23 protein-coding genes and 1 tRNA gene are annotated in these 26,998 nt (G+C 72.4%); 16 read left to right on the forward strand and 8 right to left on the reverse strand.

The features are described 5' to 3' along the window. Nucleotides 1–39 precede the first annotated feature (39 nt). The gene (phoU, locus tag EBO15_RS16175; RefSeq protein WP_122195224.1) at nt 40–702 is read right to left on the reverse strand and encodes a phosphate signaling complex protein PhoU; all 663 of its coding nucleotides are present in this window, start codon (nt 700–702) and stop codon (nt 40–42) included. 309 nt (nt 703–1,011) lie between these two features. Here phoU and EBO15_RS16180 point away from each other — a divergent pair, with 309 nt between their 5' ends. Then, the gene (locus EBO15_RS16180; RefSeq protein WP_122195225.1) at nt 1,012–2,313 is read left to right on the forward strand and encodes a sensor histidine kinase; all 1,302 of its coding nucleotides are present in this window, start codon (nt 1,012–1,014) and stop codon (nt 2,311–2,313) included. Nucleotides 2,314–2,353: 40 nt separating this feature from the next. Then, complete coding sequence (locus EBO15_RS16185) at nt 2,354–3,037, forward strand: response regulator transcription factor (protein WP_026414836.1); 684 nt, start codon at nt 2,354–2,356, stop codon at nt 3,035–3,037. A 118-nt stretch (nt 3,038–3,155) separates the two neighbouring features. Here EBO15_RS16185 and EBO15_RS16190 read toward each other — a convergent pair whose 3' ends face one another. Then, nucleotides 3,156–4,142, reverse strand: coding sequence for a hypothetical protein (locus EBO15_RS16190; protein WP_147481514.1), 987 nt, complete (start codon nt 4,140–4,142; stop codon nt 3,156–3,158). A 192-nt stretch (nt 4,143–4,334) separates the two neighbouring features. Then, entirely contained in the window at nt 4,335–5,102 is a 768-nt protein-coding gene (locus tag EBO15_RS16195; protein WP_122195227.1) for a hypothetical protein, read from the reverse strand. A 422-nt stretch (nt 5,103–5,524) separates the two neighbouring features. On the opposite strand from EBO15_RS16195, the gene EBO15_RS16200 reads away from it, so the two are divergent. Together EBO15_RS16200 and ispF are read left to right on the forward strand one after the other, a co-directional pair. Continuing rightward, nucleotides 5,525–6,007, forward strand: a complete 483-nt coding sequence (locus EBO15_RS16200; RefSeq protein ID WP_026414839.1) for a CarD family transcriptional regulator — start codon at nt 5,525–5,527, stop codon at nt 6,005–6,007. 25 nt (nt 6,008–6,032) lie between these two features. Further along, nucleotides 6,033–6,509, forward strand: a complete 477-nt coding sequence (ispF, locus tag EBO15_RS16205) for a 2-C-methyl-D-erythritol 2,4-cyclodiphosphate synthase (RefSeq protein ID WP_199744573.1) — start codon at nt 6,033–6,035, stop codon at nt 6,507–6,509. Nucleotides 6,510–6,878: 369 nt separating this feature from the next. Here the strand turns inward: ispF and fahA are convergent, their stop codons facing one another. The 3 genes from fahA to EBO15_RS45305 form a co-directional block, all read right to left on the reverse strand. Next, nucleotides 6,879–8,090: a fumarylacetoacetase gene (gene fahA, locus EBO15_RS16210; protein WP_378238507.1), complete on the reverse strand. Its 1,212-nt coding sequence runs from the start codon at nt 8,088–8,090 to the stop codon at nt 6,879–6,881. A 519-nt stretch (nt 8,091–8,609) separates the two neighbouring features. Further along, nucleotides 8,610–9,416: a hypothetical protein gene (locus EBO15_RS16215; protein WP_147481515.1), complete on the reverse strand. Its 807-nt coding sequence runs from the start codon at nt 9,414–9,416 to the stop codon at nt 8,610–8,612. Nucleotides 9,417–9,622: 206 nt separating this feature from the next. Beyond that, complete coding sequence (locus EBO15_RS45305) at nt 9,623–10,555, reverse strand: hypothetical protein (protein WP_199744574.1); 933 nt, start codon at nt 10,553–10,555, stop codon at nt 9,623–9,625. Nucleotides 10,556–10,699: 144 nt separating this feature from the next. On the opposite strand from EBO15_RS45305, the gene EBO15_RS16220 reads away from it, so the two are divergent. From EBO15_RS16220 to EBO15_RS16245, 6 genes are all read left to right on the forward strand, one after another. Beyond that, nucleotides 10,700–11,890: a homogentisate 1,2-dioxygenase gene (locus EBO15_RS16220; protein ID WP_122195231.1), complete on the forward strand. Its 1,191-nt coding sequence runs from the start codon at nt 10,700–10,702 to the stop codon at nt 11,888–11,890. A 135-nt stretch (nt 11,891–12,025) separates the two neighbouring features. Further along, a complete protein-coding gene (locus tag EBO15_RS16225) occupies nt 12,026–12,781 on the forward strand; it encodes a DUF6585 family protein (RefSeq protein ID WP_122195232.1) in 756 nt (251 codons plus the stop codon). 414 nt (nt 12,782–13,195) lie between these two features. Beyond that, entirely contained in the window at nt 13,196–14,590 is a 1,395-nt protein-coding gene (cysS, locus tag EBO15_RS16230) for a cysteine--tRNA ligase (protein WP_122195233.1), read from the forward strand. A 412-nt stretch (nt 14,591–15,002) separates the two neighbouring features. Further along, on the forward strand, nt 15,003–15,944 hold the full coding sequence (gene rlmB / locus EBO15_RS16235; protein ID WP_122195234.1) for a 23S rRNA (guanosine(2251)-2'-O)-methyltransferase RlmB: 942 nt from the start codon (nt 15,003–15,005) through the stop codon (nt 15,942–15,944). Nucleotides 15,945–16,051: 107 nt separating this feature from the next. Continuing rightward, nucleotides 16,052–16,999: an aldo/keto reductase gene (locus tag EBO15_RS16240; RefSeq protein ID WP_122195235.1), complete on the forward strand. Its 948-nt coding sequence runs from the start codon at nt 16,052–16,054 to the stop codon at nt 16,997–16,999. 94 nt (nt 17,000–17,093) lie between these two features. Then, a tRNA-Thr gene (locus tag EBO15_RS16245) sits at nt 17,094–17,166 on the forward strand. A gap of 76 nt (nt 17,167–17,242) precedes the next feature. Here EBO15_RS16245 and EBO15_RS16250 read toward each other — a convergent pair. Then, a complete protein-coding gene (locus tag EBO15_RS16250) occupies nt 17,243–17,698 on the reverse strand; it encodes a MarR family winged helix-turn-helix transcriptional regulator (protein WP_122195236.1) in 456 nt (151 codons plus the stop codon). 174 nt (nt 17,699–17,872) lie between these two features. Here EBO15_RS16250 and EBO15_RS16255 point away from each other — a divergent pair, with 174 nt between their 5' ends. Beyond that, nucleotides 17,873–19,357 (forward strand): MFS transporter, encoded by a 1,485-nt coding sequence (locus EBO15_RS16255; RefSeq protein ID WP_122195237.1) that lies wholly within the window; start codon nt 17,873–17,875, stop codon nt 19,355–19,357. 47 nt (nt 19,358–19,404) lie between these two features. Then, complete coding sequence (locus EBO15_RS16260) at nt 19,405–20,052, forward strand: dihydrofolate reductase family protein (RefSeq protein WP_233616231.1); 648 nt, start codon at nt 19,405–19,407, stop codon at nt 20,050–20,052. A 37-nt stretch (nt 20,053–20,089) separates the two neighbouring features. Here the strand turns inward: EBO15_RS16260 and folP are convergent, their stop codons facing one another. Next, complete coding sequence (gene folP, locus EBO15_RS16265) at nt 20,090–20,995, reverse strand: dihydropteroate synthase (RefSeq protein WP_233616232.1); 906 nt, start codon at nt 20,993–20,995, stop codon at nt 20,090–20,092. Nucleotides 20,996–21,529: 534 nt separating this feature from the next. Here folP and EBO15_RS45310 point away from each other — a divergent pair. The 4 genes from EBO15_RS45310 (at nt 21,530) to EBO15_RS16285 (ending at nt 26,994) form a co-directional block, all read left to right on the forward strand. Further along, complete coding sequence (locus tag EBO15_RS45310; RefSeq protein WP_267898409.1) at nt 21,530–22,414, forward strand: DUF485 domain-containing protein; 885 nt, start codon at nt 21,530–21,532, stop codon at nt 22,412–22,414. Next, on the forward strand, nt 22,411–24,156 hold the full coding sequence (locus EBO15_RS16275; RefSeq protein ID WP_122195238.1) for a solute symporter family protein: 1,746 nt from the start codon (nt 22,411–22,413) through the stop codon (nt 24,154–24,156). The genes EBO15_RS45310 and EBO15_RS16275 overlap by 4 nt, the downstream gene beginning before the upstream one ends. A 195-nt stretch (nt 24,157–24,351) precedes the next feature. Further along, nucleotides 24,352–24,822 carry a hypothetical protein gene (locus EBO15_RS16280; protein WP_122195239.1) on the forward strand — a complete coding sequence of 157 codons (471 nt, stop codon included), beginning with the start codon at nt 24,352–24,354 and terminating at the stop codon, nt 24,820–24,822. 156 nt (nt 24,823–24,978) lie between these two features. Further along, the gene (locus EBO15_RS16285) at nt 24,979–26,994 is read left to right on the forward strand and encodes a S8 family peptidase (RefSeq protein ID WP_122195240.1); all 2,016 of its coding nucleotides are present in this window, start codon (nt 24,979–24,981) and stop codon (nt 26,992–26,994) included. Nucleotides 26,995–26,998: the final 4 nt, after the last annotated feature.

Here is a 26,998-nt window from a genome sequence, read left to right on the forward strand (position 1 = left end):
TTCTTCACGCCGGACCCCACCCGGGGACCGGCGGATCCGTCAGCCGGCGTCGATGATCTCCTGGGGACGCTGCCCCGTGACCAGGTAGACGACGTTCTCCGCGACGTGGACGGCGTGGTCGGCGAACCGCTCGAAGTACCGTCCGGCCAGGGTGATGTCGACCGCGGGCTCGACGCCGTGCTTCCACTTGGGGGAGAGCAGCAGGTCGAACAGGCGGCGATGCAGCCGGTCCATGGCGTCGTCGTCGGCGTCGAGCTCCAGGCCCATCTCGACGTCCCGGGACGCGATCACCGAGCCCGCCTTGGCGATCATGCGCTCGGCGACCTGGCCCATCTCCAGCACCGTGGACTGGAGCTCCGGCGGGACGGCCGACTCCGGGTGCCGGCGGCGGGCCGTCTTGGCGATGTGCGCGGCCAGGTCGCCCATGCGCTCCAGGTCGCTGCTCATCCGCAGCGTGGTGACCAGGGTGCGCAGGTCGCCGGCGACCGGCTGCTGCCGGGCCATCAGGTCGAACACCGTCTCCTCGATGTCCGCGTCGATCTTGTTGATCCGCTCGTCGGCGGTGATGACCTCCTCGGCCAGCCGGAGGTCGGAGTCCAGCAGCGCGGTCACCGCGCGGGACATCGCCGACCGGACCAGGCGGGTCATCTCGACCAGCTTGTCGGCGAGGGAGTCGAGTTCCTCGTGGTAGACGTCACGCAATTGAAGATCCTCGGGTTTCGGGGAGGGCCGGGCCCGCGGGGGTCCGGCCGGGTCGTGCAGGGGGCGGTGGCGCCGCCCGCTCGGGTGTCTCGGGCGTCTGCGCGGAGTCCCGGAGCGGGTCTCCGCCGGGTGCCGCGCACGGGTCCCGTCCCCCGGACGGTCCGAGGCGCGGGGCGTACTCGCCCACGCCACACCCTGCCCGATCGGTGTGAACCCATACGGATGAAGAGGTGAACATTGGGCTAACGGCTCACGCGGCGGCACCCCCATGGTGTGGGGCGGCCTCGTTCGCCACCTACGATCCAAGATGTGGAGGTCGAGGTTGTCGCAGGTCTGACCGGGCTCGCCGGGCTCGCGATCGGACTCGCGACGGGATTGGCGGTACGGGTGAGCGAGCGTGCCCAGCGGACCGTGCCCCCGGCGCAGCCCCAGGGTGGGCTGCCGCCGGGGATAGCGTCGGTGCTGAGCGTCCTGAGATCGTCGGCGGTCGTCGTGGACGCCGAGGACCGGGTGGTGCGCGCCAGCTCGGCCGCCCGCGCGTTCGGGCTGGTCAGTGATGACCGGCTGGTCGTGGACGAGTTGCTCGCGATGGCCCGGCTCGCCCGGCGCGACGGGGAGATCCGGGAGACCGAGATCCAGGTCGGGCCGTCCCGGTCGCGCTCGCGCGCCGAGGGCCGCTGGTTCGCGGTCCGGGTCGCGCCGCTGGGCTCGCACGGCCTGGTGCTCGTCCTCGCCGAGGACCTCACCGAGATGCGCCGCGTCGAGGCCATCCGCCGCGACTTCGTCGCCAACGTCAGCCACGAGCTGAAGACCCCGGTCGGCGCGCTGTCGCTGCTCGCCGAGACCGTGGACGCCGCGGCCGACGACCCCGAGGCCGTCCGCCGGTTCGCCGGGCGGATGCAGCACGAGTCGGTCCGCCTCACCAACCTCGTCCAGGACCTCATGACCCTCTCCCGCATCCAGGGCGAGGAACCGCTGGACGACCTGCACCCCGTCGAGCTCGACACGGTGATCGACGAGTCGCTCGACCGCTCGCAGATCCGCGCGGGGTCCAAGAACATCGAGCTGATCGCCGGCGGACGGCACGGCTTCCGGGTGCGCGGCGACGAGGAACTGCTGGTCACCGCGCTGCGCAACCTGATCGACAACGCCGTCGCCTACAGCCCCGAGAACACCCGCGTGGTGGTCGCGACCCGGCAGACCGACGACCAGAACGTCGAGATCACCGTCACCGACCAGGGCATCGGCATCCCCGACGGCGACCTGGAACGGATCTTCGAGCGGTTCTACCGGGTGGACCCCGCGCGGTCCCGGCAGACCGGCGGCACCGGGCTCGGCCTGGCCATCGTCAAGCACGTCACCAGCAAGCACGGCGGCGAGGTCACGGTCTGGAGCAAGGAGGGGTCCGGCTCGACGTTCACCCTCCGCCTGCCGCTGCTGAACCCCTCCGCCCCGCCGGTCTCCGCCGGCACCGAGACCCCCAGTGACGTCCCCGGCGACCCCGGCGACGCGGGCCGCGGCCCGGACACGCCACGTCCGGACGCGGGCGCCCTGTCGGTCGCCCTCGGCCTCACTCCATCCCACCCGACCCCCGAGGACCGGACGCGATGAGATCCGCGCTCAGGCCCAGAACCGCCCGGGAGGCAACACCGTGACCCGTGTGCTCGTCGTGGAGGACGAGGAGTCCTTCAGTGACGCCCTGTCGTACACCCTGCGCAAGGAGGGTTTCGAGGTCGCCGTCGCGGCCACCGGCCCGGACGCGCTGGACATCTTCGAGCGCAACGGCGCCGACCTCGTCCTGCTCGACCTGATGCTGCCGGGCCTGCCCGGCACCGAGGTGTGCCGCGAGCTGCGCGCCAAGTCCAACGTCCCGGTCATCATGCTCACCGCCAAGGACAGCGAGGTCGACAAGGTCGTCGGCCTGGAGCTGGGCGCGGACGACTACGTCACCAAGCCCTTCTCGACCCGCGAGCTGATCGCCCGCATGCGCGCCGTCCTGCGCCGCCAGGGCGACGCGGGCGAGGAGCTCGCCCCCGCCGTCCTGGAGGCCGGCCCCGTCCGCATGGACGTCGAACGCCACGTCGTGAGCGTCAACAGCGGCTCGGTCCAGCTGCCCCTCAAGGAGTTCGAGCTCCTCGAGGTCCTGCTCCGCAACGCGGGACGCGTCCTGACCCGCATGCAGCTCATCGACCGCGTCTGGGGCGCCGACTACGTCGGCGACACCAAGACCCTCGACGTCCACATCAAGCGCCTCCGCGCCAAGATCGAGGACGCCCCGTCCACCCCGCGGCACATCGTCACCGTCCGCGGCCTCGGCTACAAGTTCGAGCCCTAACCGCCAGGGATCCAAGGCCGTAGGCATCCGCCTGCGGCCTTTTCCTTTCCCGGACATGGAAAAACGGCCCGGCTGCGTCCTGAGGACGCGGCGCGGGCCGTTTCGGTTGGTTCCGGGGTCAGGCGGCGGGGGTCTGGGTGCCCTCGGGCTCGCCGGACGCGGTCGGGTCGGCCGAGCCGGACGGCCCGGTGCCCGGGCTGCTCGACCCACCGGCCGGGGTCGTCGCCTCACCGCTGCCGCTGGGGGACGCCGTCGGGACCGGGGTGAACGGCGTCCCCGGGCTGACCGCGACGTAGGTGCTGAACTCGTTCTGCTGCGGGATGACCGGGATGGAGAGCGTGATCGAGCCCGCCTGCTCGAACTGCAGCGTGACCTTGATCGACTCGCCGCCGAGGAGCTGCTTGCTCGCCTGGGTCAGGACGACCAGGGGGCCCTTGGCGCCGGTGGCCGGGGTGGTCTCACCGGTCGCGGAGGTGGACGGCGCGCCGCTCGGAGTCCCCGTGGCGGACGTGCTCGGCGCTCCGGACGGCTGCTCGCTCGGCGTCCCCGACGGGTGCCCGCTCGGGGCGCCGGACGCGGGGGTGCTCGGGGTCCCGGTCGTCGTGCCGGTGCCGGGCTTGCCCGACTTCGTGGTGACCGGCTTGGTCGGGGCGCCCGACGGGGTTCCGTGGCCCGCCGCGGGGGTCGTGTGACCCGCCGTGGCCGCGCCGAGCAGGGACACCGCGGTGCCCATGCCCTTCTCCTTCGCCGCGGGCAGCGCCACGCCGTTGGCGGCGATCTTGGCCTGGCCGAACTCGGGCGCGCTGACCGAGACGAGCCGGTCGGCGCGTCCGGGCACCTCGTTGATCAGCGTCGCGTACAGCGGGACGGACGACCCGGCGGGCAGCGCCTTGGCCGGCTCGGGGCCGAGCAGGAACATGTTCCGGATGCTGACCTGCGGCTTGGCCGCGTCGGTCTTGGGCACCCAGGCGTTCACGCCCTCGGTGAGCTGCGTCGGCGCCGCGGTCTGAGGCTCCTCGCCGGCGCCGCAGCCGGAGAGCACCGGCGCCATGGCGACGGCGCCCGCGAAGGCGAGCGCGACCACTCGACGGCTGTTTCGGATCACGGCGACGATCTCCTCGGGAAAGGGGTTTGAAGCGGATGGGGGGTTCGGCGGGCCGAACGCCGAAGGCAGCCTAGCGATCCCGAGGGCGTGATACAGATCCGGGGTCCCGTTCACGGGGATGCGCCATTTCGCGCGGGACCGCCGAGCCCCCACCGGACGCCGAGGTCGTCCGGTGGCCGTCGTCGGCCTTGTCTAGTGGCCGCCGTCCGGGGCGGCGGCCTTGATCAGGTCGGTCAGCTCGGGCCCCGCCTGCGCGGACGGGCGGACGTCCGAGACGACGCCGTCGTTGCCGACGAACACGGCGGTGAGGCCGATGGCGGGATGCCCGTTCTGGTTCGCGTAGTCCTTGGCCAGGACGCCGGTCAGATCGTCCAGGACGATCGGGTCGCCGTCGTGCGCGGTGCCCGCGAGCGCGCGCAGGGACTTGATCGTCTCGTTGCCGGACGCCGTGGACCCGCGCCGGTCGGCGACGAGCCACATCTTGAAGCGGAGGTCCTGGGTGCGCTTGGCGAGATCGGCGACCACGGCCGAGCAGGAGCACTTGGGCGAGACGATCGCGATCACCCCGGGCCGCAGGTCGCGCAGGCTCGTCCGGTCCTTGGCCGGCGGCTGGGTGACGTCCCCGGTGGGAAGGTAGCCGCCCTTCTGCCCTTCGGGCGCGGACGGGTGCGGGGCGAGCGCGACGTGGGTCGGCCGCGGTTCCGGACGGGTGCCGAGCGCGGTCATCAGCAGCCCGCTGACCAGCGCGATCAGTAGCGCGCCGGTGATGATCGGAATGGCCACGCCGAACCGGGCGAACGGACCGGCGAGGCGGCGGTAGCGGGCACGGCGCCGGAGCTGGCGCTGTTCACGGTGGTAGGCGATGACGTCGCGGTCCAGCTCGCGGGCGTCGTCGGGCACCACGACATCGACGTGGGGGAGTCCGTGGTCGTCATGCTCGGGATCGCCGTCTGGCCTCACACCGCACCTCTCCTGACCTGTCCTGTCTACCCCTGTTCGCCGGAACGCCCCTGCCTGTTCCATCCCTTTCGATCTTTATCGATCGCTTTGTACCCGCGCCGCCCGGCATGTTCACCTCCCAGTATGGGCCGCGGTGCGCGACCTGACAGGGGTCGGCGGCAGAACACCGTGAAATGGCCGGACCGTGCCTTCGAGACCTTTTCGTGATCATGCCCGGACGTGCGGTGACAAGGGGTGATGCCCTGTCGGGCCCGGGCGTGGCGAAACCTCCGTCCGACCCGGTAAACGTGACTGGACGGCACTATCAAGGCGCTTTGTCAAGGTCCCAATTAGGGGGTTGACCTGCGGATTTGTCGCGAACGTCGGTGCGGTCACCCCGAGGTCCGTGCTACCCTGGTTCTAGCGGAAGGGGTACTTGTCACATGACTTTCCAGGTCGGCGACACCGTCGTCTACCCCCACCATGGGGCTGCTCGGATCGAGGCCATCGAGACTCGCACCATCAAGGGTGAGGAAAGGACCTACCTGGTCCTGAAGGTCGACAAGGGCGACCTGACGGTTCAGGTTCCGGTCGAGAACGTCGAGGACGTCGGCGTGCGCGACGTCGTCGGTCAGGAGGGCCTGGAGAAGGTGTTCGAGGTGCTGCGCGCACCCTACACCGAGGAGCCCACCAACTGGTCGCGCCGCTACAAGGCCAACCTGGAGAAGCTCGCCTCCGGTGACGTCAACAAGGTCGCCGAGGTCGTGCGCGATCTCTGGCGTCGCGACAAGGAGCGCGGGCTCTCGGCGGGCGAGAAGCGCATGCTCGCCAAGGCCCGGCAGATCCTGGTCAGCGAGCTCGCGCTCGCGGAGAAGACCAACGAGGACAAGGCGGAGGCCCTCCTCGACGAGGTGCTGGCCAGCTGATCAGGTGACTCATCAGCTTCCACGGGTGGGCGTCGGAACCGACGTCCACCCGTTCGCTTCCCACGACCGTCCCCTCTGGGTGGCGGGGCTCGAATGGCCCGGCGAGGGCCCCGGCCTCGCCGGTCACTCCGACGGCGACGTGGCCGCGCACGCCATCTGCGACGCGCTGCTGTCCGCCTGTTCCCTCGGCGACCTCGGCAAGGTCTTCGGCACGTCCGACCCTCGCTGGTCCGGCGCGTCCGGTGTGACGCTGCTGCGCGAGACCGCCCGCCTGGTGGACGAGGCGGGCTGGCTCATCGGCAACGTCGCCGTCCAGGTCATCGGCAACCGCCCCAAGATCGGCAAACGCCGAGACGAGGCCGCCAAGACCCTCTCGGAAGCCCTGAGCGGCGCCCCCGTCAGCGTCTCCGCCACCACCACCGACGGCCTGGGCCTGACCGGTCGAGGCGAAGGCCTGGCCGCCCTGGCCAACGCCCTCGTCTACCCCAAGCCCGTCAACTAACCCACCCCGCCCCCCCACGCGCCTGCCCTAGGCCCCTCGTCCCAGGCGTCCGCGTGCTGCCCGCCGCGTACCTGCCTGGACGAGTCGTGCCCGGCGCCCTCGCGTCGCGCCCAGCACCTCCGCGCTCTCACGCCACGCGCTGTGCTTTTTGTGCCGTGAGTGCTGGTGGGGAGCGTGTGGCGTGCCATGCCCGCAAGCCTTCAGTGGTCGCTTGGGTGAGGTCGCCGGCAGCGCACTGGGCGGGTGCGACTCAGCGCGCCCGCCCAGCGCGTGAAGGCGTTCGAGTCGCATCCGCGGAGGTTATCCACAACCTGTGGGTAACTTTCCGCTGCCGTGGTCCAGCGGCGCAGACTCGATGGCATGAGACGTTCAGCAGTGGGCGGGGCGGATGGTGCCGGTCACCTCGCCGAGATCGATCGTGGCGCCGTTCGCGCCCGGCGCGGTCGCGCGGATGGTGACGGTGTCGCCGTCCTCGAGGAACGTGCGCTTCGTGCCGTCCGGAAGCTCCAGCGGCTCCGTGCCGTTCCAGGTCAGCTCCAGCAGGCAGCCGCGCTCGTCCTTGGCGGGGCCCGAGACGGTCCCGGAGGCGAACAGGTCCCCGGTGCGCAGCGGCGCGCCGTTCACCGTCGCGTGCGCGAGCTGCTGCGGCGGCGTCCAGTACATCCCCTCGAACCGCGGTCGGGAGACGGGCCGTCCGTTGATCAGGATCTCCAGCCGCAGGTCGAGGCCCCACGGCTCGTCGGCGCGCAGATAGGGCAGCGGCGCCGGGTCCTGGACGGGCGGGGCGACCCGCGCCGCCTCCAGGGCCGCGACGGGAACCACCCAGGGCGAGACCGACGTCGCGAACGACTTGCTGAGGAACGGCCCGAGCGGCAGTGCCTCCCACGCCTGGACGTCCCGCGCGCTCCAGTCGTTGACCAGCATGAACCCGAAGATGTGATCACGGAACGCGCGCGGCGTGACGGGCCGTCCGGCCGTGGACGGGACCCCGGCGACGAACCCGACCTCGGCCTCGATGTCGAGCTTCAGGCACGGCCCGTAGGACGGCGCGGCGTCGGTCGGGACGACCTTGCGCTGCCCGCAGGGCCGCACGATCGGCGTCCCGGACGCGTACACCGTTCCGGCCCGTCCGTGATAGCCGACCGGGAGGTGCTTCCAGTTCGGCATGAGCGGCTCGCCCTGCGGCCGGAAGATCTTTCCGACGTTCGTCGCGTGGTGCTCGGACGAGTAGAAGTCGACGTAGTCGGCGACCTCGAACGGACGCAGCATCTCGGCGTCCGCGACCGGCACCAAGTGCGGCGAGACCGCCTCCCGGTGCGCCGGGTCCGTGAGCAACTCGCGCAGGCGGGCCCGGTTCGCCGTCCAGGCGGCCCGTCCCGCTGTCATGAACCCGTTCAGTGCCCCGGACGCGAACCAGCCGCGATCCTCGACCAGCCCTGCCCCGGCCAGTCCGGCCAGGTCCAGCACCCGATCCCCGATCGCGACCCCGACCCGCGCGTCCGCTCCGTCCCGCCGGAACACCCCGTACGGCAGATTCTCGATGCCAAAGCCGCTGTCCGCGTCGACCTCAACCCAAGTCATGCGCACCATCCTTCCCCGCCGACCAAGACCAACCAAGCCCCTCGCTCCACCAACCTTCGCCCTGCCTCACCCCTCCTCCCACACCCGTCCCAGCGCACACACCCCTGCCCGCCCCGACCAGTCGCTCCCACCCCCTGTCCACAGGTGCCATCCACGCACGACTCCAGCCATCCGTACCGACTACACCCGCTGGCGGTCGTACCGCTTGCGTTCGGGAGGGCCGCTCGTGGCGGCCGTGCCTGCTCATGGCACGTCCGGGTTCTCGCCCCGCCGCGTGCCGGAGGCGACGGGCCTTGCGTGGCCTTGGCCATCGCGGGACGACGTTCGGGGCGTCTGCGTCCGCTGGGAGGCGTCCGAGGGATGGTCGCCGGCCCCATGGGGCGGTGGGCATTGCTCACTCTTCCGAGGCGCCCAGCCCCACACGTACAACACCGCCGTCACCGCGAGCACGACGCGGAGGCCGCTGCGGCTGCCGCGGTCCGTCGGGCTGCGCCGGGACCTCGCCTGTGGAGGACGCCCTCACAGGAGGCCGAGCTCGGTGAGGTCGGAGCGTGGGGAGTCGATGTCGCAGGAGCCGAAGCCGGTGAACAGTCGCCGAGCCGTCTCGCGTTGCTCATCGGTCAGGGCTCGCACGCGCGAGGCGAGGGCGATCGGATCGGTGGAGAGCATGTCCTCGACGCTTCCGCCATGCGCCGTGGCCAGCAGGATGTTCAGAAACCCGTGGTGGACGAACCCGGTCTCCGGATCCGTGTGCCGCACGGCATGGTGCAGTCCGGCCGTGCACTTGAAGGGGAGTCGCCGCTCGACGCACGCCCCCACGAACACCGCGACCTCGTCGGCCGACGGGAACGCGTCGGCCGTCACTCCACCCGTCCGGAGCTTCGCGCCGACCTGCGCCCCGGACTCCCGCGCGGCGGCGATCCCGTCGACCACCACATGCCAACCGGTGGCCCGCCGCACCTCCAGGAACGCCGGGACCTCCGCGGCCAGTGCCGCGATCGTGACCGTCGCGGCCCGCGCCGCGTCGGGCTCCTCCGGCAGCGCGACCTCGATGCCGCGCAACCGCAGCCGGGGCTCGGACGCCACGTCCTCCAAGACCTTGGGCAGAGCGTCCACGCCCGTGTCCGCGATCACCCCGAGGTCGAGAAGGTCGTCCGCGAGCAGCAGCGTCCGCAACTCCGCGACGCGCGACGACGGGCAGAGGAACCGTCCGATCACCGGGTCCCCGACAGCGTTCCTATACGCGGGCAGTGCCTTCTCCAACGACTCCCGCGCCGGTGGAAACAGCGCCGCGTCGTCCACGAACCCAGCGAACAGTTGACCCATGCCCGAAGAGGTACCCGTGCGCCCCCGCCTCCATCCGGCCATTTCCGGACCACCCGGACGAGTCGCCGGCCCTCCGCCGCCCGCCGAGCGCGCCGTTGTCCCTGTCGGGGGTCCAGAGCCGGAGGTTCCTCCCGAGAGGACGGCGCCCAGCGCGGACACGGCCTTCCAGCCGCCCTGCACCCAGGCCAAGCGCCCTGGTGGGTCGATCAGTCGGCAGGGGGTGTGGGGGAGCTGCGGAGCGTGCCGGACGGCGGGTTCGGGTCCCAGGGCGGGGTGCTGGCCGCTTCAGCGTCGTCCGAGTCGTCCTGAACGTCGGCCGAGGGGGTGTCCGCTGGGGGCGGCGCAGGAAGCGGCTCGTCTTTGGGAGACGGGTGGGTGGCGGCCTCGGTTTCGTCAGTGGGTTGGGGGTGTGGAGTGTGCTCAGGGGAAGGGACGTCCCTGGGGAGGGGCGTTTCCTCGGGGGTCGGGGCGGCCTTGGGGGTGTTCGGGGTGGGGCGGAGTTCGGGTTCGGAGGAGAGGGCGGTCGTGGGGTAGGGCTCGAAGGACGGGGGTGGGGGTGGTGGTGGCGTGTGCTGGGGCTCTTGGGGTGTGGGGGGTTCTGGGTGAGTGGCGGCGGTTGGGGGCGGTGGGAAGAGGTGTTCCAAAGGGGATTCGTGGGCGAGGGCCGGTGGGGGTTCGGGAGGGGTGGGGCTTGGGTGTGGCGGGGTGGGGGTGCGGAGTAGGCGGAGGGTGGTCAGCCACAGCCAGACACCGATGAGGAGCATGGCGTGCGGGGCCACGGCGACGGTGGCGCGGAGGGGCTTGGCGGGGAGTGAGGTGTAGCCCCAGACGGCGTGCTGGACGGTGATCCAGGAGAGGCCGGCCAGGAGGAGGAGCAGGAGCGTCCAGCGGAGGGCGCGGGTCCACCAGCGGGCGTGGCGGGACGCCAGCAGGGAGAGGAGGGTGAGGACGAGGAGGGCGTCGGCGGCGGCCGGGTAGACGGCCGACCAGCTGGCGGAGATGCGGCCCGCCTCGGCCAGGGTGCGCAGGACGTCCCAGGTCAGGGCGCATGCGGCCGTGGTCAGCAGGGTCACCAGGAGGGCGGCGCAGAAGGTGAGGAGGCGGCGCGGCAGGCGGGACGGGGGTGTTTCGGGCGGCATTACGGCTCGCGGTTCCGGGGGAGGGGACGGGCGGGCCCACACTAACCAGGACGTGTGCGGCACGCGGGGACCGGGTGTGCTGCGTCCGAAACGGGTCGGGACGTACGGTGTTGGTGACGATGACGTCCCCTACTGGAGGCAGTAATGCCGTACTACCGGGTCGTGGGTGAGGTTCCACGCAAGCGTCACGTGCAGTTCCGCCGTCCGGACGGCGGTCTCTACGCCGAAGAGCTGATGGGCGAGGAGGGGTTCTCCTCCGATTCCAGCCTGCTGTATCACCGGTACGCGCCGACGGCGATCATCAAGAGTGAGGGGCTGGACGACACGGCCGTGGCGGAGGGGCTCGCCCCGAATCATCCGCTCCAGCCGCGCGGCTACCGCACCCAGGATCTTCCGGTCGGCGGGGATCTGGTGCTCGGACGGCAGGTCCTGTTCGGCAACCAGGACGTGCGGATGTCGTTCGTGGCCTCGTCCGGCGGACCCAGCGAGTTGTACCGGAACTCGGTGGGCGCGGAGGTCGTCTACGTCCAGACGGGCCGGGCGAGGTTCGAGTCGACGTACGGCGCGCTGGACGTCGGTGAGGGCGACTACGTGGTGATCCCGACCGGGACGATCCACCGATGGGTGCCCCAGGACGGTGAGACGGTCCGGGCACTCGTGATCGAGGCGAGCGGCCATGTCCGTCCGCCCAAGAGGTATCTGTCGCAGTTCGGGCAGTTCCTGGAGCACGCGCCCTACAGCGAGCGCGACCTGCGTGCCCCCGCCGAGCCCTTGCAGATGGAGGGCGGCGAGGTACCGGTCATCGTGCGCACGCGCGGGGGACTGTCCAGGCTGACGTACCTGAACCATCCGTTCGACGTGGTCGGCTGGGACGGCTACCTGTACCCGTACGTGTTCAACATCCACGACTTCGAGCCCATCGTGAAGCGGACCCACGCGCCGCCTCCCGTCCACCAGACGTTCGAGGGGCCGAACTTCGTGATCTGCTCGTTCTGTCCGCGTCCGCTGGACTTCCATGAGGAGGCCGTGCCGATTCCGTACAACCACCACAACGTGGACTCGGACGAGATGATGTTCTACGTCGGCGGCGACTACACGGCGCGGAGGGGTTCGGGCATCGGGGTCGGCTCGATCTCGCTGCATCCGGCCGGGTTCACGCACGGGCCGCAGCCGGGCGCGGTGGAGGCGGTGATCGACGCGGTGAAGCAGGGACACGACCGTTCCACCGAACTGGCCGTCATGATCGACACGTTCCGTCCGCTGGACCTCGGGCCGGCCGCGCGCCGCTGCGAGGACCCCGAATACGCCTGGACCTGGGCCCGCACCGCCACCTGATCCGGCCGCCCCGGCCGCCGGCCCCGAGGCGGGGCGACGGGGGTGCGGCGGGGCGGTGAGGGGGAAATGGCGTGCGGTGGTGATTTTCTTCGATCCCGGTGGGGTAATCGGTACTTTGTGCCATTCCCTCGTCCGGTGCTGGACCGAGCGGCCTCCCACGGCCTCGGTGTGCCGGTCCGGGTGTTCGACGCCCGGATCGGCCGCCGCCGCGCGGTCGCCTGGCTGGTGCTGCTCGGACTCGCCGTTCTCGTGCTCGCCCCCGCGTCCGTCCTGTACCTCCGGGCGGGACGTTTCTGGATCGGAGTGCTCGCGGCGTCCGTCGGCATTGCCTACCTGGCAGTCGGGGTGCGGATCCTCGTGCGCGCGGGGTTGCGGGAGCATCGGCCCGTCGTCTACCTGTTCGGAGGCGGCCTGGTCTACGCCGGGACGGGACGGGCGGTGGCCTACCGCTGGGACGACCTGTCCGCCGTGACCGTCGCCGGCGTCCGCAGCGGGCAGCGGGGACGGACGCGGTGGCGCTTCACCGTGACCGCCGAGGGCGGCCGCGATCTGCCGATGGACGACCGGCTGCCGGACGTGCGGCGGCTCGGCGACGTCGTCGTCGCGGAGGTCACGGCCCGTGTCGTCCCGCGGCTGGCGGCGACGGTGCGGAGCGGCGGGACGGCCCGCCTCGGGGCGTTCGAGATCGGCCCGGACGGGATCGCCAAGGACGACCGGCTGGTGCCGTGGCCCGCGATCCGCGACGTGAGCATGGCGAACGGCCTGGTCCGGGTGGACGCGGCAGGCGGCGTCCAGGAGCTGATCGCGCTCGCCGCCCACACGCCCAACGCGGTGGCGCTCGTGGAGCTCTGCGCGCGCGTCGCCGTGGCCCGCGACCGCCCCGTCCGCTGACACGCCTCCCGCCCTCGTCCGCTGACGGGCCTCCCGCCCCGTCCGTTCACGGCCCCCGCTCCGTCCGCTCACAGGCCCCCGTTCCGTCCGTTCACAGGCCCCCGCTCCGTCCGTTCACGGGCCTCGCGGGCCGTCCGTTGACGGCTCGGGTGTTCGGCGGTGGGTGCGGGCGTTCGGCGGTGGGTGCGGGCGTTCGGCGGTGGGTGCGGGCGTTCGGCGGTGGGGCTCCCGGGGGTGCGGGGAGCGGGCTCTGGAACGTTCCGTGATGTTCGTGGGCCGTTCGGTGACGTACTTGGGGCGTCCGGTGACGAGGCCCAGACCGTGCGCGTTCGCCGGGCGGGATTCGGCCCAGAAGTGGCGGAGAAAGGGCGCCGGAGGCCTGCCACGTCCCGGACGATCCAATAACCTTGGGGCGTGAGCCTGCGCCTTTACGACACCAGCACCCGTACCGTCCGCACGTTCGAGCCCCTCCGAGAGGGTCGCGTGGGGATGTACGTGTGTGGTGCGACGCCGCAGGCCGCTCCGCACATCGGCCACCTGCGCTCGGGCGTCATCTACGACGTGCTGCTGCGCTGGCTGCGGGAGTCGGGCTACGAGGTGACCTTCGTCCGGAACGTCACCGACATCGACGACAAGATCATCGACGTGTCGGCGAGGACCGGCACGCCGTGGTTCGCGGTCGCCGAGGGCAACCAGCGGATCTTCGGCCGGGGCTACGACCTGCTCGGCTGCCTGCCGCCGACGATCGAGCCGCGCGCCACCGGGCACGTCCCGGAGATGATCAAGCTGATGCGGCGGCTGATCGAGGCCGGGCACGCGTACGCGTCCGGGGGCGACGTGTACTTCGACGTGAACTCCTGGGCCGAGCACTACGGCGAGCTGTCGAACCAGCGGCTCGAGAACATGCGCACGCCCGAGGACGCCACGAACGAGGACGCCAAGCGCGACTACCGCGACTTCGCGCTCTGGAAGGGCGCCAAGCCGGGCGAGCCCGCGTGGGAGACGCCCTGGGGCGACGGCCGTCCGGGCTGGCACCTGGAGTGCTCGGCGATGGCGACGATGTACCTCGGCGCGACGTTCGACATCCACGGCGGCGGCGTCGACCTGATCTTCCCGCACCACGAGAACGAGGTCGCCCAGTCCAAGGCGGCGGGCGACGGGTTCGCGCGCTACTGGATGCACAACGGGCTGCTCACCGTGGACGGCGAGAAGATGAGCAAGTCCATCGGCAACGTCGTGCTGCTGCCCGGCCTGCTCGACCGGGCGCGTCCCGTCGAGGTGCGGTACTACCTGGCGTCCGCGCACTACCGGTCGCTGATGGACTACAGCGACGCCGCGCTCGCCGAGGCCGTCGCCGCCTACCACCGCATCGAGGGGTTCGCGCGGCGCGCCGCCGAGGTCGCCGGGGCGGGCGAGCCCGGGCCGCTGCCGGACGCGTTCGTCCAGGCCATGGACGACGACCTGAGCATCCCGCAGGCGCTCGCGGTGGTGCACGAGACCGTCCGCGAGGGCAACAACGCGCTCGCCGCCGAGGACAAGGACGCGGTCCGGCGGCACCTGGCCGCGGTCCGGGCGATGACCGGCGTGCTCGGCCTCGACCCGCTGTCGGACCAGTGGGACGCCACGGCCGGCGACGACCTGACCCCGGTGGTGGAGGCCCTGATCAAGGTGGCCCTCGAGCAGCGGCAGGAGGCGCGCAAGCGCAAGGACTTCACCGCCGCCGACGCGATCCGCGACCGGCTCACCGAGGCCGGCGTCCTCGTCGAGGACACCCCCCACGGCCCCCGCTGGGACCTCAAACGCGACTGACGTCCGACCGGACCGAGGTGCGCCTCACCGTCATCGAGGCGCACCTCGCCCGGCCCACCGCTCGCCTGGACGCGCCGGACGATCGTCCCAGGCCCTGACCTCGTCCTTTCCCGGCTCTGATCACCTGCCTCTCCGGGGCCTGACGACCAGCCTCTCCGGGCTTTGAGCGTCGGTCCTTCGGCCCTGGCGACGGCCTCTCCAGGGGCCGGACGTCAGGTGATCGGGGCGCCGTCGCCCGGTCGCCCGGGCTCTGCCGTCCGGCCTGTGGCGTGGGCAGGGGCGGACGGCACCTAAAATCAGAGGTTTGAGGGCGCGCGCGGAAATCCCCGCCGCGTCCGCGATCTGCGCCGCCCGACGCCACGAGGGCGTGCATTCCGCAAGCCGCTAACCGTCGCGAAGGGCGTAAACGATCATGCCGAAGCGCAAGGGCAAGGGCCCGACCCCGAAGGCCGAGAACCGGCACTGGCACGGCAAGCGCCAGAAGGCGCGGGCCGTCAAGAGCTCCCGCCGCACCGGGACCGAGACGCTCGGCCCGGGCGGGGCGCGGGCCGCGCGGAAGACGGCCGCCGAGGCGGCCAAGACGGGCGGCCCGTCCTCGGGACGTCCGGCCGGGGCGCGCCGCGCGACCGGCGAGACGCCGGAGCTGGTCACCGGCCGCAACCCGGTGGTCGAGGCGCTGCGCGCCAAGGTCCCGGGGGCGGCGCTGTACGTGACCGAGGCGCGGGACGAGCGGATCCGGGAGGCGATCCAGATCGCCGCCGACCGGAACATCCCGCTGCTCGAGGCCGGGCGCGGCGAGCTCGACCGGCTCACCGACGGGGCCGTCCACCAGGGGATCGCGCTCCAGGTCAAGCCGTACCGGTACGCGCACCCGGACGACCTGCTCCGCGGCACCCGCCCGCTGATCGTCGCGCTGGACGGGATCACCGACCCGCGCAACCTCGGCGCGATCGTCCGCAGCGCCGCCGCGTTCGGGGCGTCCGGCGTGGTGGTGCCGGAGCGGCGCGCGGCCGGGGTCACGGCGGGCGCGTGGAAGACCTCCGCGGGGACGCTCGCGACCATCCCCGTCGCGCAGACGACCAACCTCGCCCGGCAGCTGAAGGCGTACCAGAAGGCGGGCTGCTTCGTCGCCGGGCTGGACGCCGAGGGCACCGTCCCGGTCGGCGACATGGAGATCGCGGACGGCCCGTTCGTGCTGGTCGTGGGCTCGGAGGGCAAGGGCATCGGCCGGCTGGTCGCGGAGACCTGCGACCAGCTCGTCACGATCCCGATGCCGGGTCAGGCCGAGTCGCTGAACGCGGGCGTCGCGGCCGGGGTCGCGCTCTACGAGGTGTCGCGCCGCCGCGCGTCCTGAACCGAGTGTCCTGAGTCGCGCGTCCTGAGCTGAGCGCCCTGAACGGTTCCGCCCGCGCGTCCTGGGTAACGTCGCTTCCGGCATCACGGACGGAACCGGAGGTTTTCATGGACAAGCGCGGTATCGGTGGACTGTCGGTCGGCGCCGTCGGCCTCGGCTGCATGGGGATGACCTTCGCCTACACCGCGGGGGAACGGGACGACGCCGAGTCGGTCCGGGTGATCCACCGGGCGGTCGAGCTCGGCGCGACGCTGATCGACACCTCCGACGTGTACGGCCCGTTCACCAACGAGGAGCTGGTCGGACGGGCGCTGCGGGGCCGCCGGGACGAGGTCGTCCTCGCCACCAAGGTGGGGCTGCGGATCCCGGAGGGCGAGGACAACCGGGCGATGTACCGGGACGGCAGTCCGGAGCACATCCGGGCCGCCGTCCGGGAGTCGCTGCGCCGCCTCGGCACCGACCACATCGACCTCTACTACCTGCACCGGGTGGACGAGGACGTTCCGCTCGAGGAGAGCTGGGGCGCGCTCGCCGAACTGGTCGGGCAGGGCCTGGTCCGGAATCTCGGAATCTCGGACGTGCGGCCCGAGCAGGTCGCGGCGGCGCACGCGATCCACCCGGTCGCGGCCGTCCAGAACGAGTTGTCGCTGTGGACGCGGGACGACGAGGTCGTGGCCTGGACGGCCGAGAACGGCGTCGGGTTCGTCCCCTACTCGCCGCTCGGCCGCGGCTTCCTGACCGGCACGTTCACGTCGGCGGCGGACCTCGCCGAGGACGACTTCCGGCACCGGCTGCCGCGTTTCGCCGACGAGGCGCTGAAGGCGAACCTGGCGATCGTGGACCGGGTCCGCGCGGTCGCCGACCGGCACGGCGCGACGCCCGGCCAGGTCGCGATCGCCTGGACGCTGGCCCAGGGCGCCCATGTCGTGCCGATCCCCGGCACCAAGCGGGTGTCCCGGCTGGAGGAGAACTGCGGGGCCGCCGACCTGGTCCTGACGGACGCCGACCTCGCCGAACTGGCCGAGGTCCCGCCGCCGGTCGGTACCCGGTACTGATCCGCTCCGCCGCGGCGCGTCCGGACGGGCGCGCCGGGGCGGCGTGAGCGGGGAAGCGCGGGCCCGCGGGTTCGACTACGATGCGGACGTACTCGCCAGCGTGGCTCAATTGGCAGAGCATCGGTCTTGTAAACCGAGGGTTAGGGGTTCAAGTCCCCTCGCTGGCTCCCCGACGAGGCGTCCTCCGTCAGTGGAGGGCGCCTCGACGCGTTTCCGGCGGAGATCCGGTGGTCAGGACCGTGGTCAGGGGCGTGGCCAGGGGCGTCCGGAGAGGCGTTCGATGTCGGTGTTGAAGCGCTTGAGGAAGGTCGCGAAGGCGGCGACGTCCTCGGCGGACCAGTCGGCCATGACCTTGTCGAGTCCCTGGACGATCTCGTCGCGGCACTCGTCGAGGCGGTGCGCGCCCTCGGTGGTGAGGCGGAACTTGCGGGCGATGCCGCCGTCCGGGTCGGGGATCCGCTCCAGCAGGCCGGCCTTGACGAGCGCGGACGTCTGCCGGTTGAGGGTGGACTGGTCGAGCCCGAAGGCCTCGCTGAGCCGCCGGATCGTCATCGGCCCCTCGATCCGGACGCGGCTGAGCACGATGTAGGCGGCGCGCTCCAGGCCGCCGATCTCCGACTCGGGGCCGGACGAGAGCATCGGGCGGTGGCGGCCGAGCAGCATGGTCTCGTACTCGACCAGGTCCGTCGGCTTCTGCATGGCGTTCTCGGCGTCCTTCCATGGGCGGGGTCCCGGCTGGCTCCATCCCTACCACACGGGATCGGGCCGCACCTTCGTGGCGTGCACGGCGCATGCTTTGTGCATTGTACATATCGTGTGTATCGTGCACATGCAGCTCACCCCGCAGCTCACCCCGACCAAGAGGAGAACGTGATGGGCGAACCCGAGTCCGCCGCGGCGCAGGCGTCCCCCCAGGAGGCCCCCGCCGTGCGGTCCGGCGGCGGGATCGTCGCCGTCCTGGCCGTGGCGGGCATCGTCGCCGCGCTGATGCAGACCCTCGTGGTTCCGCTGATCGGACGGCTTCCGGACATCCTGCACACGAGCGCTTCCAACGCGTCCTGGACGGTGACCGCCACGCTGCTCGCGGGCGCGGTCGCGATCCCGGCCGTCGGACGGCTCGGCGACCTGTACGGCAAGCGCCGGCTGCTGCTGGTCAGCGTGATCCCGCTGGTCGCGGGGTCGGTGGTGTGCGCGCTGGCCTCCTCGGTCGTCCCGATGATCATCGGACGCGGGCTCCAGGGCGTCGGCATGGGCCTGATCCCGCTCGGCATCAGCGCGCTGCGCGACGTCCTGCCGCCCGAACGGCTCGGCGGCGCGATCGCGCTGATCAGCTCGTCCATGGGCATCGGCGGCGCGCTCGGCCTGCCGGTCGCCGCGGCCGTCGCCGAGAACACCAGCTGGCGGGTGCTGTTCTGGGCGTCCGCCGCGCTGAGCGTGGTCATCGGCGTCCTGATCTGGATGCTCGTCCCGGCGACGCCCGTGCGCGGGAAGACCGGGCGGTTCGACGTGATCGGCGCGGTCGGGCTCGGCGTCGGCGTGGTCTGCCTGCTGCTCGCCGTGTCCAAGGGCGCGGACTGGGGCTGGACGAGCGGCACCACGCTCGGCCTGTTCGGCGCGGCCGTGATCGTCCTGCTGGCCTGGGGCGTGTTCGAGCTGCGGATCACCGACCCGATGGTCGACCTGCGGACCACCGCGCGCCGCCAGGTGCTGCTGACGAACGTCGCGTCCATCCTGGTCGGCTGCGCGATGTACGCCCAGTCGCTCGTGCTGATGCAGCTGCTCCAGCTGCCGAAGGCGCTCGGCTACGGCCTCGGCCAGTCCATGTTCGCGGCCGGGCTCTGGATGGCCCCCGCCGGACTGATGATGATGCTGATCTCGCCGCTCGGCGCGAAGCTGTCGGCCGCGCGCGGCCCGAAGACCACGCTGTGCGTCGGGAGCCTGGTGATCGCGCTCGGCTACGGCATCTCGCTCTCGCTGATCGGCTCGACCTGGGGCGTCCTGGTCGTCGCGCTCGTCATCAACGGCGGCGTCGGCCTCGCGTACGGGGCGATGCCCGCGCTGATCATGGGCGCCGTCCCGCTGTCCGAGACGGGCGCGGCGAACAGCTTCAACACCCTGATGCGGTCGCTCGGCACGTCCACCGGGGCGGCGCTGGTCGGGGTCATCCTGTCGCAGATGACGGTCTCGGTCGCCGGGCACGTCCTGCCGTCCGAGGACGGCTTCCACACCGCGATGCTGCTCGGCTGCGGCGTCGCCGTCGTCGCCGCGCTGGTCACGCTGACCCTCCCGAAGCGCCAGGCCCCGGCCACCTCCCCGGCCGCCGACGCCGCCGAGCCCGCCGCGCGAGCGAGCTCCTGACCGGGGCGGGACGTCCCGGCCCGGGACGTCCCGCCTACAGTCGGAGGGTGGACACCGACGAGCTGCTGAAGCGGTACGCCTATCCGGAGCGGACGCCGTGGCTGCGCGCGAACATGATCGCGACGCTGGACGGCGGCATCCAGTACAAGGGCGACACCGGCGCGCTCGGCTACCCCGGCGACCACGCGCTCATGACCGGCCTGCGGAGCCTCGCCGACCTCGTGGTCATGGGCGCGGCGACCGTCCGCGAGTACGACTCCTGGCCGGACGGAGCGCCGCCGCTCGCGATCGTCTCCCGCAGCCTCGACCTGGACTTCGACGGCGGCCTCTTCGACGACGGCCGGACGATCGTGATCACCGCCGAGCGGGCCCCCGCGGACCGGCTCGAACACGCCCGCGAGCGCGCCGACGTGCTGGTCACGGGCGACGCGTCCACCGACATCGGCGCCGCGCTGGACGAACTCGCCCGGCGCGGCCATCGCCGCTTCCTCTGCGAGGGCGGCCCGAGGCTGCTCGCCCAGGTCGCGGCGGCCGGATGGCTGCACGAACTGTGCCTGACGCTCAGCCCGATGATCATCGCCGGGGGCGCCTCGCGCATCCTGAACGGCCCGGACCTGGACGTCCCGCAGCGGATGCGCCTGATCCACGCCGTCCCGGACGGCGACTACCTCTTCACCCGCTACACGATCGAGTAGCGCCCGCCCCGGCGACGGCCCTGGTCGATCGTCCTGGTCAGACGTTGTGGCGGGTGTAGGCGGGTTCGCGCCAGCCGAGGACGGCCTCGGTCATCCGCACCGCGTCGACGGCCTGCCGCACCTCGTGCACCCGGACGATCCGCGCGCCGAGCATGATCGACGCGACCGTGACCGCGATGGTGCCCTCGACCCGATCGCGCTGCGGACGGTCCAGGGTCTCGCCGATGAAGTCCTTGTTGGAGATCGCGGCGAGCAGCGGGTAGCCGATGTCGGCGATCTCCGGCAGCCGCCGGGTCAGCTCCAGCGAGTGCCGCGTGTTCTTGTTCAGGTCGTGGCCCGGGTCGATGATGATCCGGTCCGGGGCGACGCCGCGCTTGAGCGCGAGCGCGACCCGGTCGCGCAGGAAGTCCGCGACCTCCGCCGCGACGTCCTCGTAGACCGGGCGCGGGTAGCGGGTGCGCGGCTCGGCCAGGCTGTGCGTGATGATCAGGCTGCTGCCGGTCTCGGCGACCACGTCGGCGAGCCGCGGGTCGTGCAGGCCGGTGACGTTGTTCAGGACGTCCGCGCCGCCCGCGAACGCCGCGCGCGCGACCTCCGGGTGGTAGGTCTCGACCGAGATCACCGCGTCGGTGCGGGCCCGCGCCGCCTCGATCACCGGCAGGACCCGGTCGATCTCCTCGCCCGGCGACACCTCCGGGCCGGGCGCGAACGGGACGCCGCCGATGTCGAGCCAGTCCGCGCCCTCGTCCAGGGCCCGGTCGACGGCCTCGACGGCCTTGTCCAGCGCGAACGTCCGGCCCTTGTCGTGGAAGGAGTCCGGCGTGCGGTTGATGATCGCCATCACGGCGACCTGCCGGTCGAAGTCGAAGGAGCGGCGTCCGATCGTCCTCCGGGGGCTGACGAGCTCCGGCGCGTAGACCCGGTGCGGGGCGGCTCCTGCCACGATGACCTGCCTTCTCCGGTGCGTCGGCGCGGCGGTTCGGGCCGGCCGGGGGACTGATCCGGCTCAGCCTATCCGTGCGGGTCGTGCCCGCCGCCGCGTCCTGCCGGGGATCCGTCCGGTGCGCTGCCCGTCAATTGCGCGGGACCGTATTCCGTGGCCGGTGACCGAAAGTGACCGAGCGTCCGGTGCAATTCCGTCAGACGGTCCTTCGGGAGGCCGGACCGGGCGGTTGGCCAGGGGAGACGGGGCGCTTCCGGATGCGGAAGCCGTTTGTGCCGTCACTCGGGACCTCTGGGGAAATAGGGGACAGGCATGACCAGTGGGACCGTTTCTTGACTCCGTGTTGGCACTTCTTCCAAGCATTTCTCGGGAAGTGGCCCGTGCTCACCATGATTGTTTGATCTCATAGTGAAGTCACATCACTACATAGAGTCATGGGGAGTCAGGGAGGGCCGGATGGTCTGGGACTCGGGGCCGGCGGAGCGCAGGGGGAGCGGCCGGGGGCGAGGGAAACCGGTCGCGCGCTACGCGGTCATGGCACGTGACGAGAGGTTCCTCTTGCTGAGACGGAGGTTCTCCCGGCTCGCGGCGGCGGTCGCCGGGTCCTTCCTCGGCTGGTACTTCCTCTACGTCGCGCTTTCGGCGTTCGCGCGCGATCTCATGGCGCGCCCGGTCGTCGGCAATATCAACGTCGCCTTGATCCTCGGGGTGCTGCAGTTCCTGTCCACTTTCGCCCTCGCCTGGTACTACGCCCGGTACGCGACCGCGTCCCTCGACCCGATCGCCGCCGCCCTGAAGGAGGAGGCGGACGCCCCGGCCGCGATCCGGGGGCCCCGCCGCTCGGCCCTGCACTCGCCCGCCGTCGTCGAGGACGGGCCGGCCCCCGACGCGGAACCGGTTCCCGCCCTTGCCTCCCTTCCCTCCCCGGCCCCGGTCCCGGAGCCCGAGGGGGCGGCCGCGGACGAGTCGGTCGAGGCGCCGGTTGCTGAGCCGCCGGTCGAGCCGAAGCCGCCCCAGGCGTCGGCGAAGCCGGAGAAGAAACCGGACGAGGCGCCTCAAGGTGATCCGGGAACCGTTCCCGGGGCACCAGGTTCCGCCGAGGGCAAGGCCGACCCCGTCCTCGTCCCGGCACAGGTTGAGACCGACACGGCGGCGTCGAGCCCGAACGGCGCGTCCGCCGGCACGAAGGGGACGGAGCCCGCCCCAAGCGCGAACGGTGCGGGCAGTGCGAAGGGCGCGAGCGGCGTGAACGGCGTGAACGGCGCGGCCCCGGTGCCCGCGGCCAACGGGGCGGGCCCGGCCCCCGGTCCGGCGAAGAACGGGACGGGTCCGGTCCCGGGCCCGGCGAAACCCAAGGATGACGGCCCGGGCGCGAAGTCCGGGACGGGAGCTCGACCGGACCCGGGGTGGTTGCGATGATCGGTCATGTCCTCACGGGCGCGGTGACGCTCGCCGCCGCCGCGACCGGCCCCGCCCAGGACCCGGGCACCGCCAGCGGCAACGGCCGGACGGTGACGTTCGGGCTGTTCGTCTTCTTCATCGTCGTCACGCTCGGCATCACGGTGTGGGCGCGGCTCAACACCAAGAGCGCGGTCGACTACTACGCGGGCGGGCACGCGTTCTCCGGGCCGCAGAACGGCATCGCGCTCGCGGGCGACTACATGTCCGCGGCGTCCTTCCTCGGCATCGCCGGCATCATCGCGCTGTCCGGTTACGACGGTTTCCTGTACTCGATCGGGTTCCTGGTCGCATGGCTGCTGACCCTGCTGCTGGTCGAGCTGATGCGGAACGCGGGCCGGTTCACCATGGCGGACGTGCTGGTCTACCGGGTGCGCAGCCAGCCCAAGGTGCGGACGGCCGCCGCCGTGTCGACCGTCACCGTCTCGGTGTTCTACCTGCTCGCGCAGATGGTCGGCGCGGGCGCGCTGGTGGCGCTGCTGCTCGGCGTCCACCCCGGCGAGACGTTCCTCGGGATGTCGGCGGAGGCCGCCAAGACCTGGACGATCGTCGTGGTCGGCGCGCTGATGATCTTCTATGTGATGTTCGGCGGGATGAAGGCCACCACCTGGGTGCAGATGATCAAGGCGGTGCTGCTGATCGTCGGCGGGATCGTGCTGACCGCGCTGGTGCTGGCCCGGTTCGGCTACAACCTGTCCGGGCTGCTCGGCTCCGCCGCCGCGTCGTCCGGCAAGGGCGCGGCGTTCCTCCAGCCCGGCCTGAAGTACGGCAAGGACGTCCCGGGCGACGCCTACCAGACGGTGCTGAACAAGGTCGACTTCATCAGCCTGGCGCTCGCCCTGGTGCTGGGCACCGCGGGCCTGCCGCACGTCATCACCCGGTTCTTCACCGTCCCGGACGGCCGCGCCGCGCGCACCTCGGTGAACTGGGCGATCGGGCTGGTCGGCGCGTTCTACCTGATGACGCTCGCGCTCGGGTTCGGCGCCGCGGCGCTGGTCGGACGCAAGGCCATCATGGCGCAGGACCCGGCGGGCAACACCGCCGTCCCGCAGCTCGCCAAGGCCCTCGGCGACCACGTCGGCGGACCGGTCGGCGGCGACCTGATGCTGGCGTTCATCGGCGCGGTCGCGTTCGCCACCATCCTCGCCGTCGTGTCGGGGCTGGTGCTGGCGTCGTCGACGTCGCTCGCGCACGACTACTTCGGGCACGTGCTGATGTTCGGCCGTCCGCGGGAGTCGCAGGAGGTCTCCGTCGCCCGGTTCGCGGCGTGCCTGATCGGGGTGCTGGCGATCGTCCTCGCGGTCATCGCGAAGAACATGAACGTGGCGTTCCTCGTCGCGCTCGCGTTCGCGATGGCGGCCGCGGCGAACCTCCCCGCGATCGTCCTGTCGCTGTTCTGGAAGCGGTTCAACTCGGCCGGGGTCGTCTCCGGCATCTACGGCGGGCTCGTCAGCTCGCTGGTGCTGGTCTTCTTCTCGCCGGTCGTGTCCGGCAAGGTGGACCCGCTCACCGGGCAGAGCCTGTCCCTGTTCCCCAAGGGCGTGGACTTCCACTTCTTCCCCCTGGAGAACCCGGGCATCGTGTCCATCCCGCTCGGGTTCCTGTGCGCGGTCATCGGCACCTACCTCGGACGCGAGGACGCCGACACCCGGCGGTACGACGAGCTGTCGTTCCGCTCACTCACCGGAGCAGGTTCCGTCTGATCCGGAAGGGTCCGCTCGGAAGGGTCCGCTCGGACGGGCGGGGTGCGCGATGACGCGCACCCCGCCCGTCCGCGTTCGCGACGCTCCGTTCGGGCGGTGTTCGTGACTCCCCGTCCGGGCAGTGATCACTTTCGTGAGGGGACTAACACCGCGGGAGGGCCTGCCGTCACGTGCCGGTACGGCAGGCTTGTCCGCATGAAGCCCTCGTCCCCGCTCGCCCTGGTCCGCTCGACCGGAGTCACCGCGCTCGCGACGGTGGGCCTGGCGACGCTGCTCGCGGGCTGCGGCGGCGACGGCGGATCGGCGACCGCCAAGTCCGTCCCTAGCGCCCGCGCCTACAAGGACGCCACCGCGATCGGACGGGCCCTGCGCGCCGCCGGGGCGACCGGCTGCACCACGGACAAGACCCGCGTCGAATGCCGCTACCAGGGACGATACGTCGCCGCGACCGTCCTCGACCCGAGCCTCGGCCTCACCGTGGACACCGCGCTGCGCAGCTGGCGCAGCGGCGTCGGGCAGAGCGCGCTGGGCGAGAACGGCGCGTTCGCGATCCTGCGCGGACCCGGCTGGCTCGTCACCGGACCGGACGGCCTGGTCGACCGCGTGCGCGGCGACCTCGGCGGCCGCGCCTACCACTGCGACCACCCGTACGGGACGTGCTCCTGAGCCCGTTGTCCCGGCGTGTGTCCCGATGTGCCGGAGTGCCGGGGCGGTCCCGGAGCGTCGTGGCAGAATGACCGCAGCCGGTCGGACGTCCGCCGTCCGGACGGATCGGGACCCGTGGAACGCGGCCGCCCGGCGACCGGGAGGAGGTGCGGTGACGTGCCCCCTGACGGCCGCCGCCTCCGCAGGCTCCGCCGTCGCGACACGGCGGTCCCCTTCGTGCGTCCCCTCGCGCGTGTCCTGGTCGTCCGAACCGCCCCCGCCCGCACCGGGCCCGTGCGGCTCGCGACCGTTCTCACGGCGCTGACCCTCGCGTCCGCCGTCGCCGTCCCGATCGCGACGGCGCCCGACTCCGGAACGCGTCCGCGCGCCGCCAAGTCCAGCGCCGCGACCTCCCGGACGTCCCGTCTCGCCGCGTCCGCGCCCCTGCCGTTCCCGCAGGCCCCGGACGGCACCATCGACATGATCCGGTCGCGTGAGTGGCACCTGGCCGCGCTGCACGTGCCGAAGGCGTGGAAACGCTCGCGCGGCGCGGGCGTCACCGTCGCCGTCCTCGACACGGGCGTCGACAAGCACCACCCCGACCTCACCGGACGCGTCGTCACCGGCCCCGACCTCACCGGCGGGACGCGGCGTCCGGGCAGCAGGTACTGGGGCCTGCACGGCACGTCGATGGCCAGCATCATCGCCGGACACGGGCACGGCCCCGGGGACGCGCAGGGCGTGATGGGCGTCGCCCCCGCCAGCCGCGTGATGTCCCTGCGCGTGACCTGGGAGAACGACGACCCGATGCGCAAGGACGACGCGCAGGTCAGCCACGCCCGGGACGCCATCGCGCAGGGCATCCGGTACGCCGTCGACCACGGCGCGACCGTCATCAACATGTCGCTCGGCGGCGGCAAGCAGTACTACGACGGCGACTCCTCGGAAGAGGACGCCATCAAGTACGCGCAGAGCAAGGGCGTCGTGCTCATCGCGTCCGCGGGGAACGACGGCGCGGGCGCGAACCGCAAGAACTTCCCGGCGGCCTACCCCGGCGTCATCGCCGTCGGCGCCCTCGACCGCGACATGCACGAGTGGAAGGACAGCAACCGCCACTCGTACGTCGCGGTCTGCGCGCCCGGGGTGGACATCGTCAGCGCGGACGCCGACAGCGGCTACGTCGTCGGCACCGGCACCAGCCCGTCGTCGGCGATCGTGGCCGGGGTCGTCGCGCTGCTGCGCTCGCGCTACCCGTCGCTGAGCCCGGACCAGGTGCGCCAGGCGCTCGTCGAGGGCTCGTCCGCGAGGGACGCGGCGTCGTCCGGGAGCTGCCCCGGCGTGCTGGACGCGGCGCGCGCGATGACCGCGGCCGCCCGCATCAGCAAGGAACCGCCGAAGCCGGCCGCGCCGGCCGTCCGGACCGCCGACGCGCCCGTCACGGGCGGTGCGGGCGACTCCGACCGGCTCTACGTCGCGATCCTCGGCGGCGGGGGAGCGCTGCTGCTCGTCGGCCTCTTCCTCGGCTGGCGCCAGCGCCGCCGTCCGGACGAGGACGTCGAGCCGGACTTCGAGCAGGTTCCGGCGCCCGAGCCGATGCCCGCCCGGCACGCGGCCCCGTTCGAGCCCGCGCCCGCGCAGCACGTGCCCGTGTCGGAGCCGCCGCCGGTGATGTTGTTCCAGCCCGCTCCGCCGCGTCCGGAACCCGAGCTCGCTCCCGCGCCTCCGCCCGAGTTCGCGGAGCCGCTGGCCGCTCCGACGCTCTTCGGCGAACCGTCCGGCCGGACCTCGCCCGAGGGGCGGCCGGGGCCTGGGAACGGGTCGGCCTTCGACGCGCTCGACGATCCGCTGCTCGGTGATCCGCTGCGGGGCGGCCCGAGGTCGGTGCAGGGGGCCGGGCCGCTGGGCGAGCAGGAGCCGCGTCCCGCCGAGGACGAGCCGGGGCTCAGCGACGAGGAGTGGGAGCTGTTCCGGCGCGGCGTCCTCGCCGACGCGGGGACGCCCGCCTCGCCGCTCATGCCGCCCCTGGAGGACCTGGAGACCGGGGCGGTCCCGGACGCGCCGCCGCCCGGGCTCGCCGACGGCCCGGGGAACGGTCCGCTGCCGACCTCGCCGGACGACGCCCTCGGCCGCCGCCCGGGCCGCCGCCGTCCGCTGGTCGCGGACGACGACGACTACCGTCCGCCCTGGTGGTGAGCCG

Origin of the sequence: Actinomadura harenae (assembly GCF_003696215.1) — a bacterium.
GTDB classification, from domain to species: Bacteria; Actinomycetota; Actinomycetes; order Streptosporangiales; family Streptosporangiaceae; genus Spirillospora; species Spirillospora harenae.

What these genes read in the sequence shown, in the direction of transcription:
- EBO15_RS16280 (WP_122195239.1), top strand. Translation starts at nt 24,352, where the DNA reads ATGAAGCCCTCGTCCCCGCTCGCCCTGGTCCGCTCGACCGGAGTCACC.
- fahA (WP_378238507.1), bottom strand. Translation starts at nt 8,090, where the DNA reads ATGACTTGGGTTGAGGTCGACGCGGACAGCGGCTTTGGCATCGAGAAT.
- EBO15_RS16220 (WP_122195231.1), top strand. Translation starts at nt 10,700, where the DNA reads ATGCCGTACTACCGGGTCGTGGGTGAGGTTCCACGCAAGCGTCACGTG.
- EBO15_RS16200 (WP_026414839.1), top strand. Translation starts at nt 5,525, where the DNA reads ATGACTTTCCAGGTCGGCGACACCGTCGTCTACCCCCACCATGGGGCT.
- EBO15_RS16255 (WP_122195237.1), top strand. Translation starts at nt 17,873, where the DNA reads ATGGGCGAACCCGAGTCCGCCGCGGCGCAGGCGTCCCCCCAGGAGGCC.
- EBO15_RS16250 (WP_122195236.1), bottom strand. Translation starts at nt 17,698, where the DNA reads ATGCAGAAGCCGACGGACCTGGTCGAGTACGAGACCATGCTGCTCGGC.
- EBO15_RS45305 (WP_199744574.1), bottom strand. Translation starts at nt 10,555, where the DNA reads ATGCCGCCCGAAACACCCCCGTCCCGCCTGCCGCGCCGCCTCCTCACC.
- EBO15_RS45310 (WP_267898409.1), top strand. Translation starts at nt 21,530, where the DNA reads ATGGCACGTGACGAGAGGTTCCTCTTGCTGAGACGGAGGTTCTCCCGG.
- rlmB (WP_122195234.1), top strand. Translation starts at nt 15,003, where the DNA reads ATGCCGAAGCGCAAGGGCAAGGGCCCGACCCCGAAGGCCGAGAACCGG.
- EBO15_RS16275 (WP_122195238.1), top strand. Translation starts at nt 22,411, where the DNA reads ATGATCGGTCATGTCCTCACGGGCGCGGTGACGCTCGCCGCCGCCGCG.
- EBO15_RS16215 (WP_147481515.1), bottom strand. Translation starts at nt 9,416, where the DNA reads ATGGGTCAACTGTTCGCTGGGTTCGTGGACGACGCGGCGCTGTTTCCA.
- EBO15_RS16240 (WP_122195235.1), top strand. Translation starts at nt 16,052, where the DNA reads ATGGACAAGCGCGGTATCGGTGGACTGTCGGTCGGCGCCGTCGGCCTC.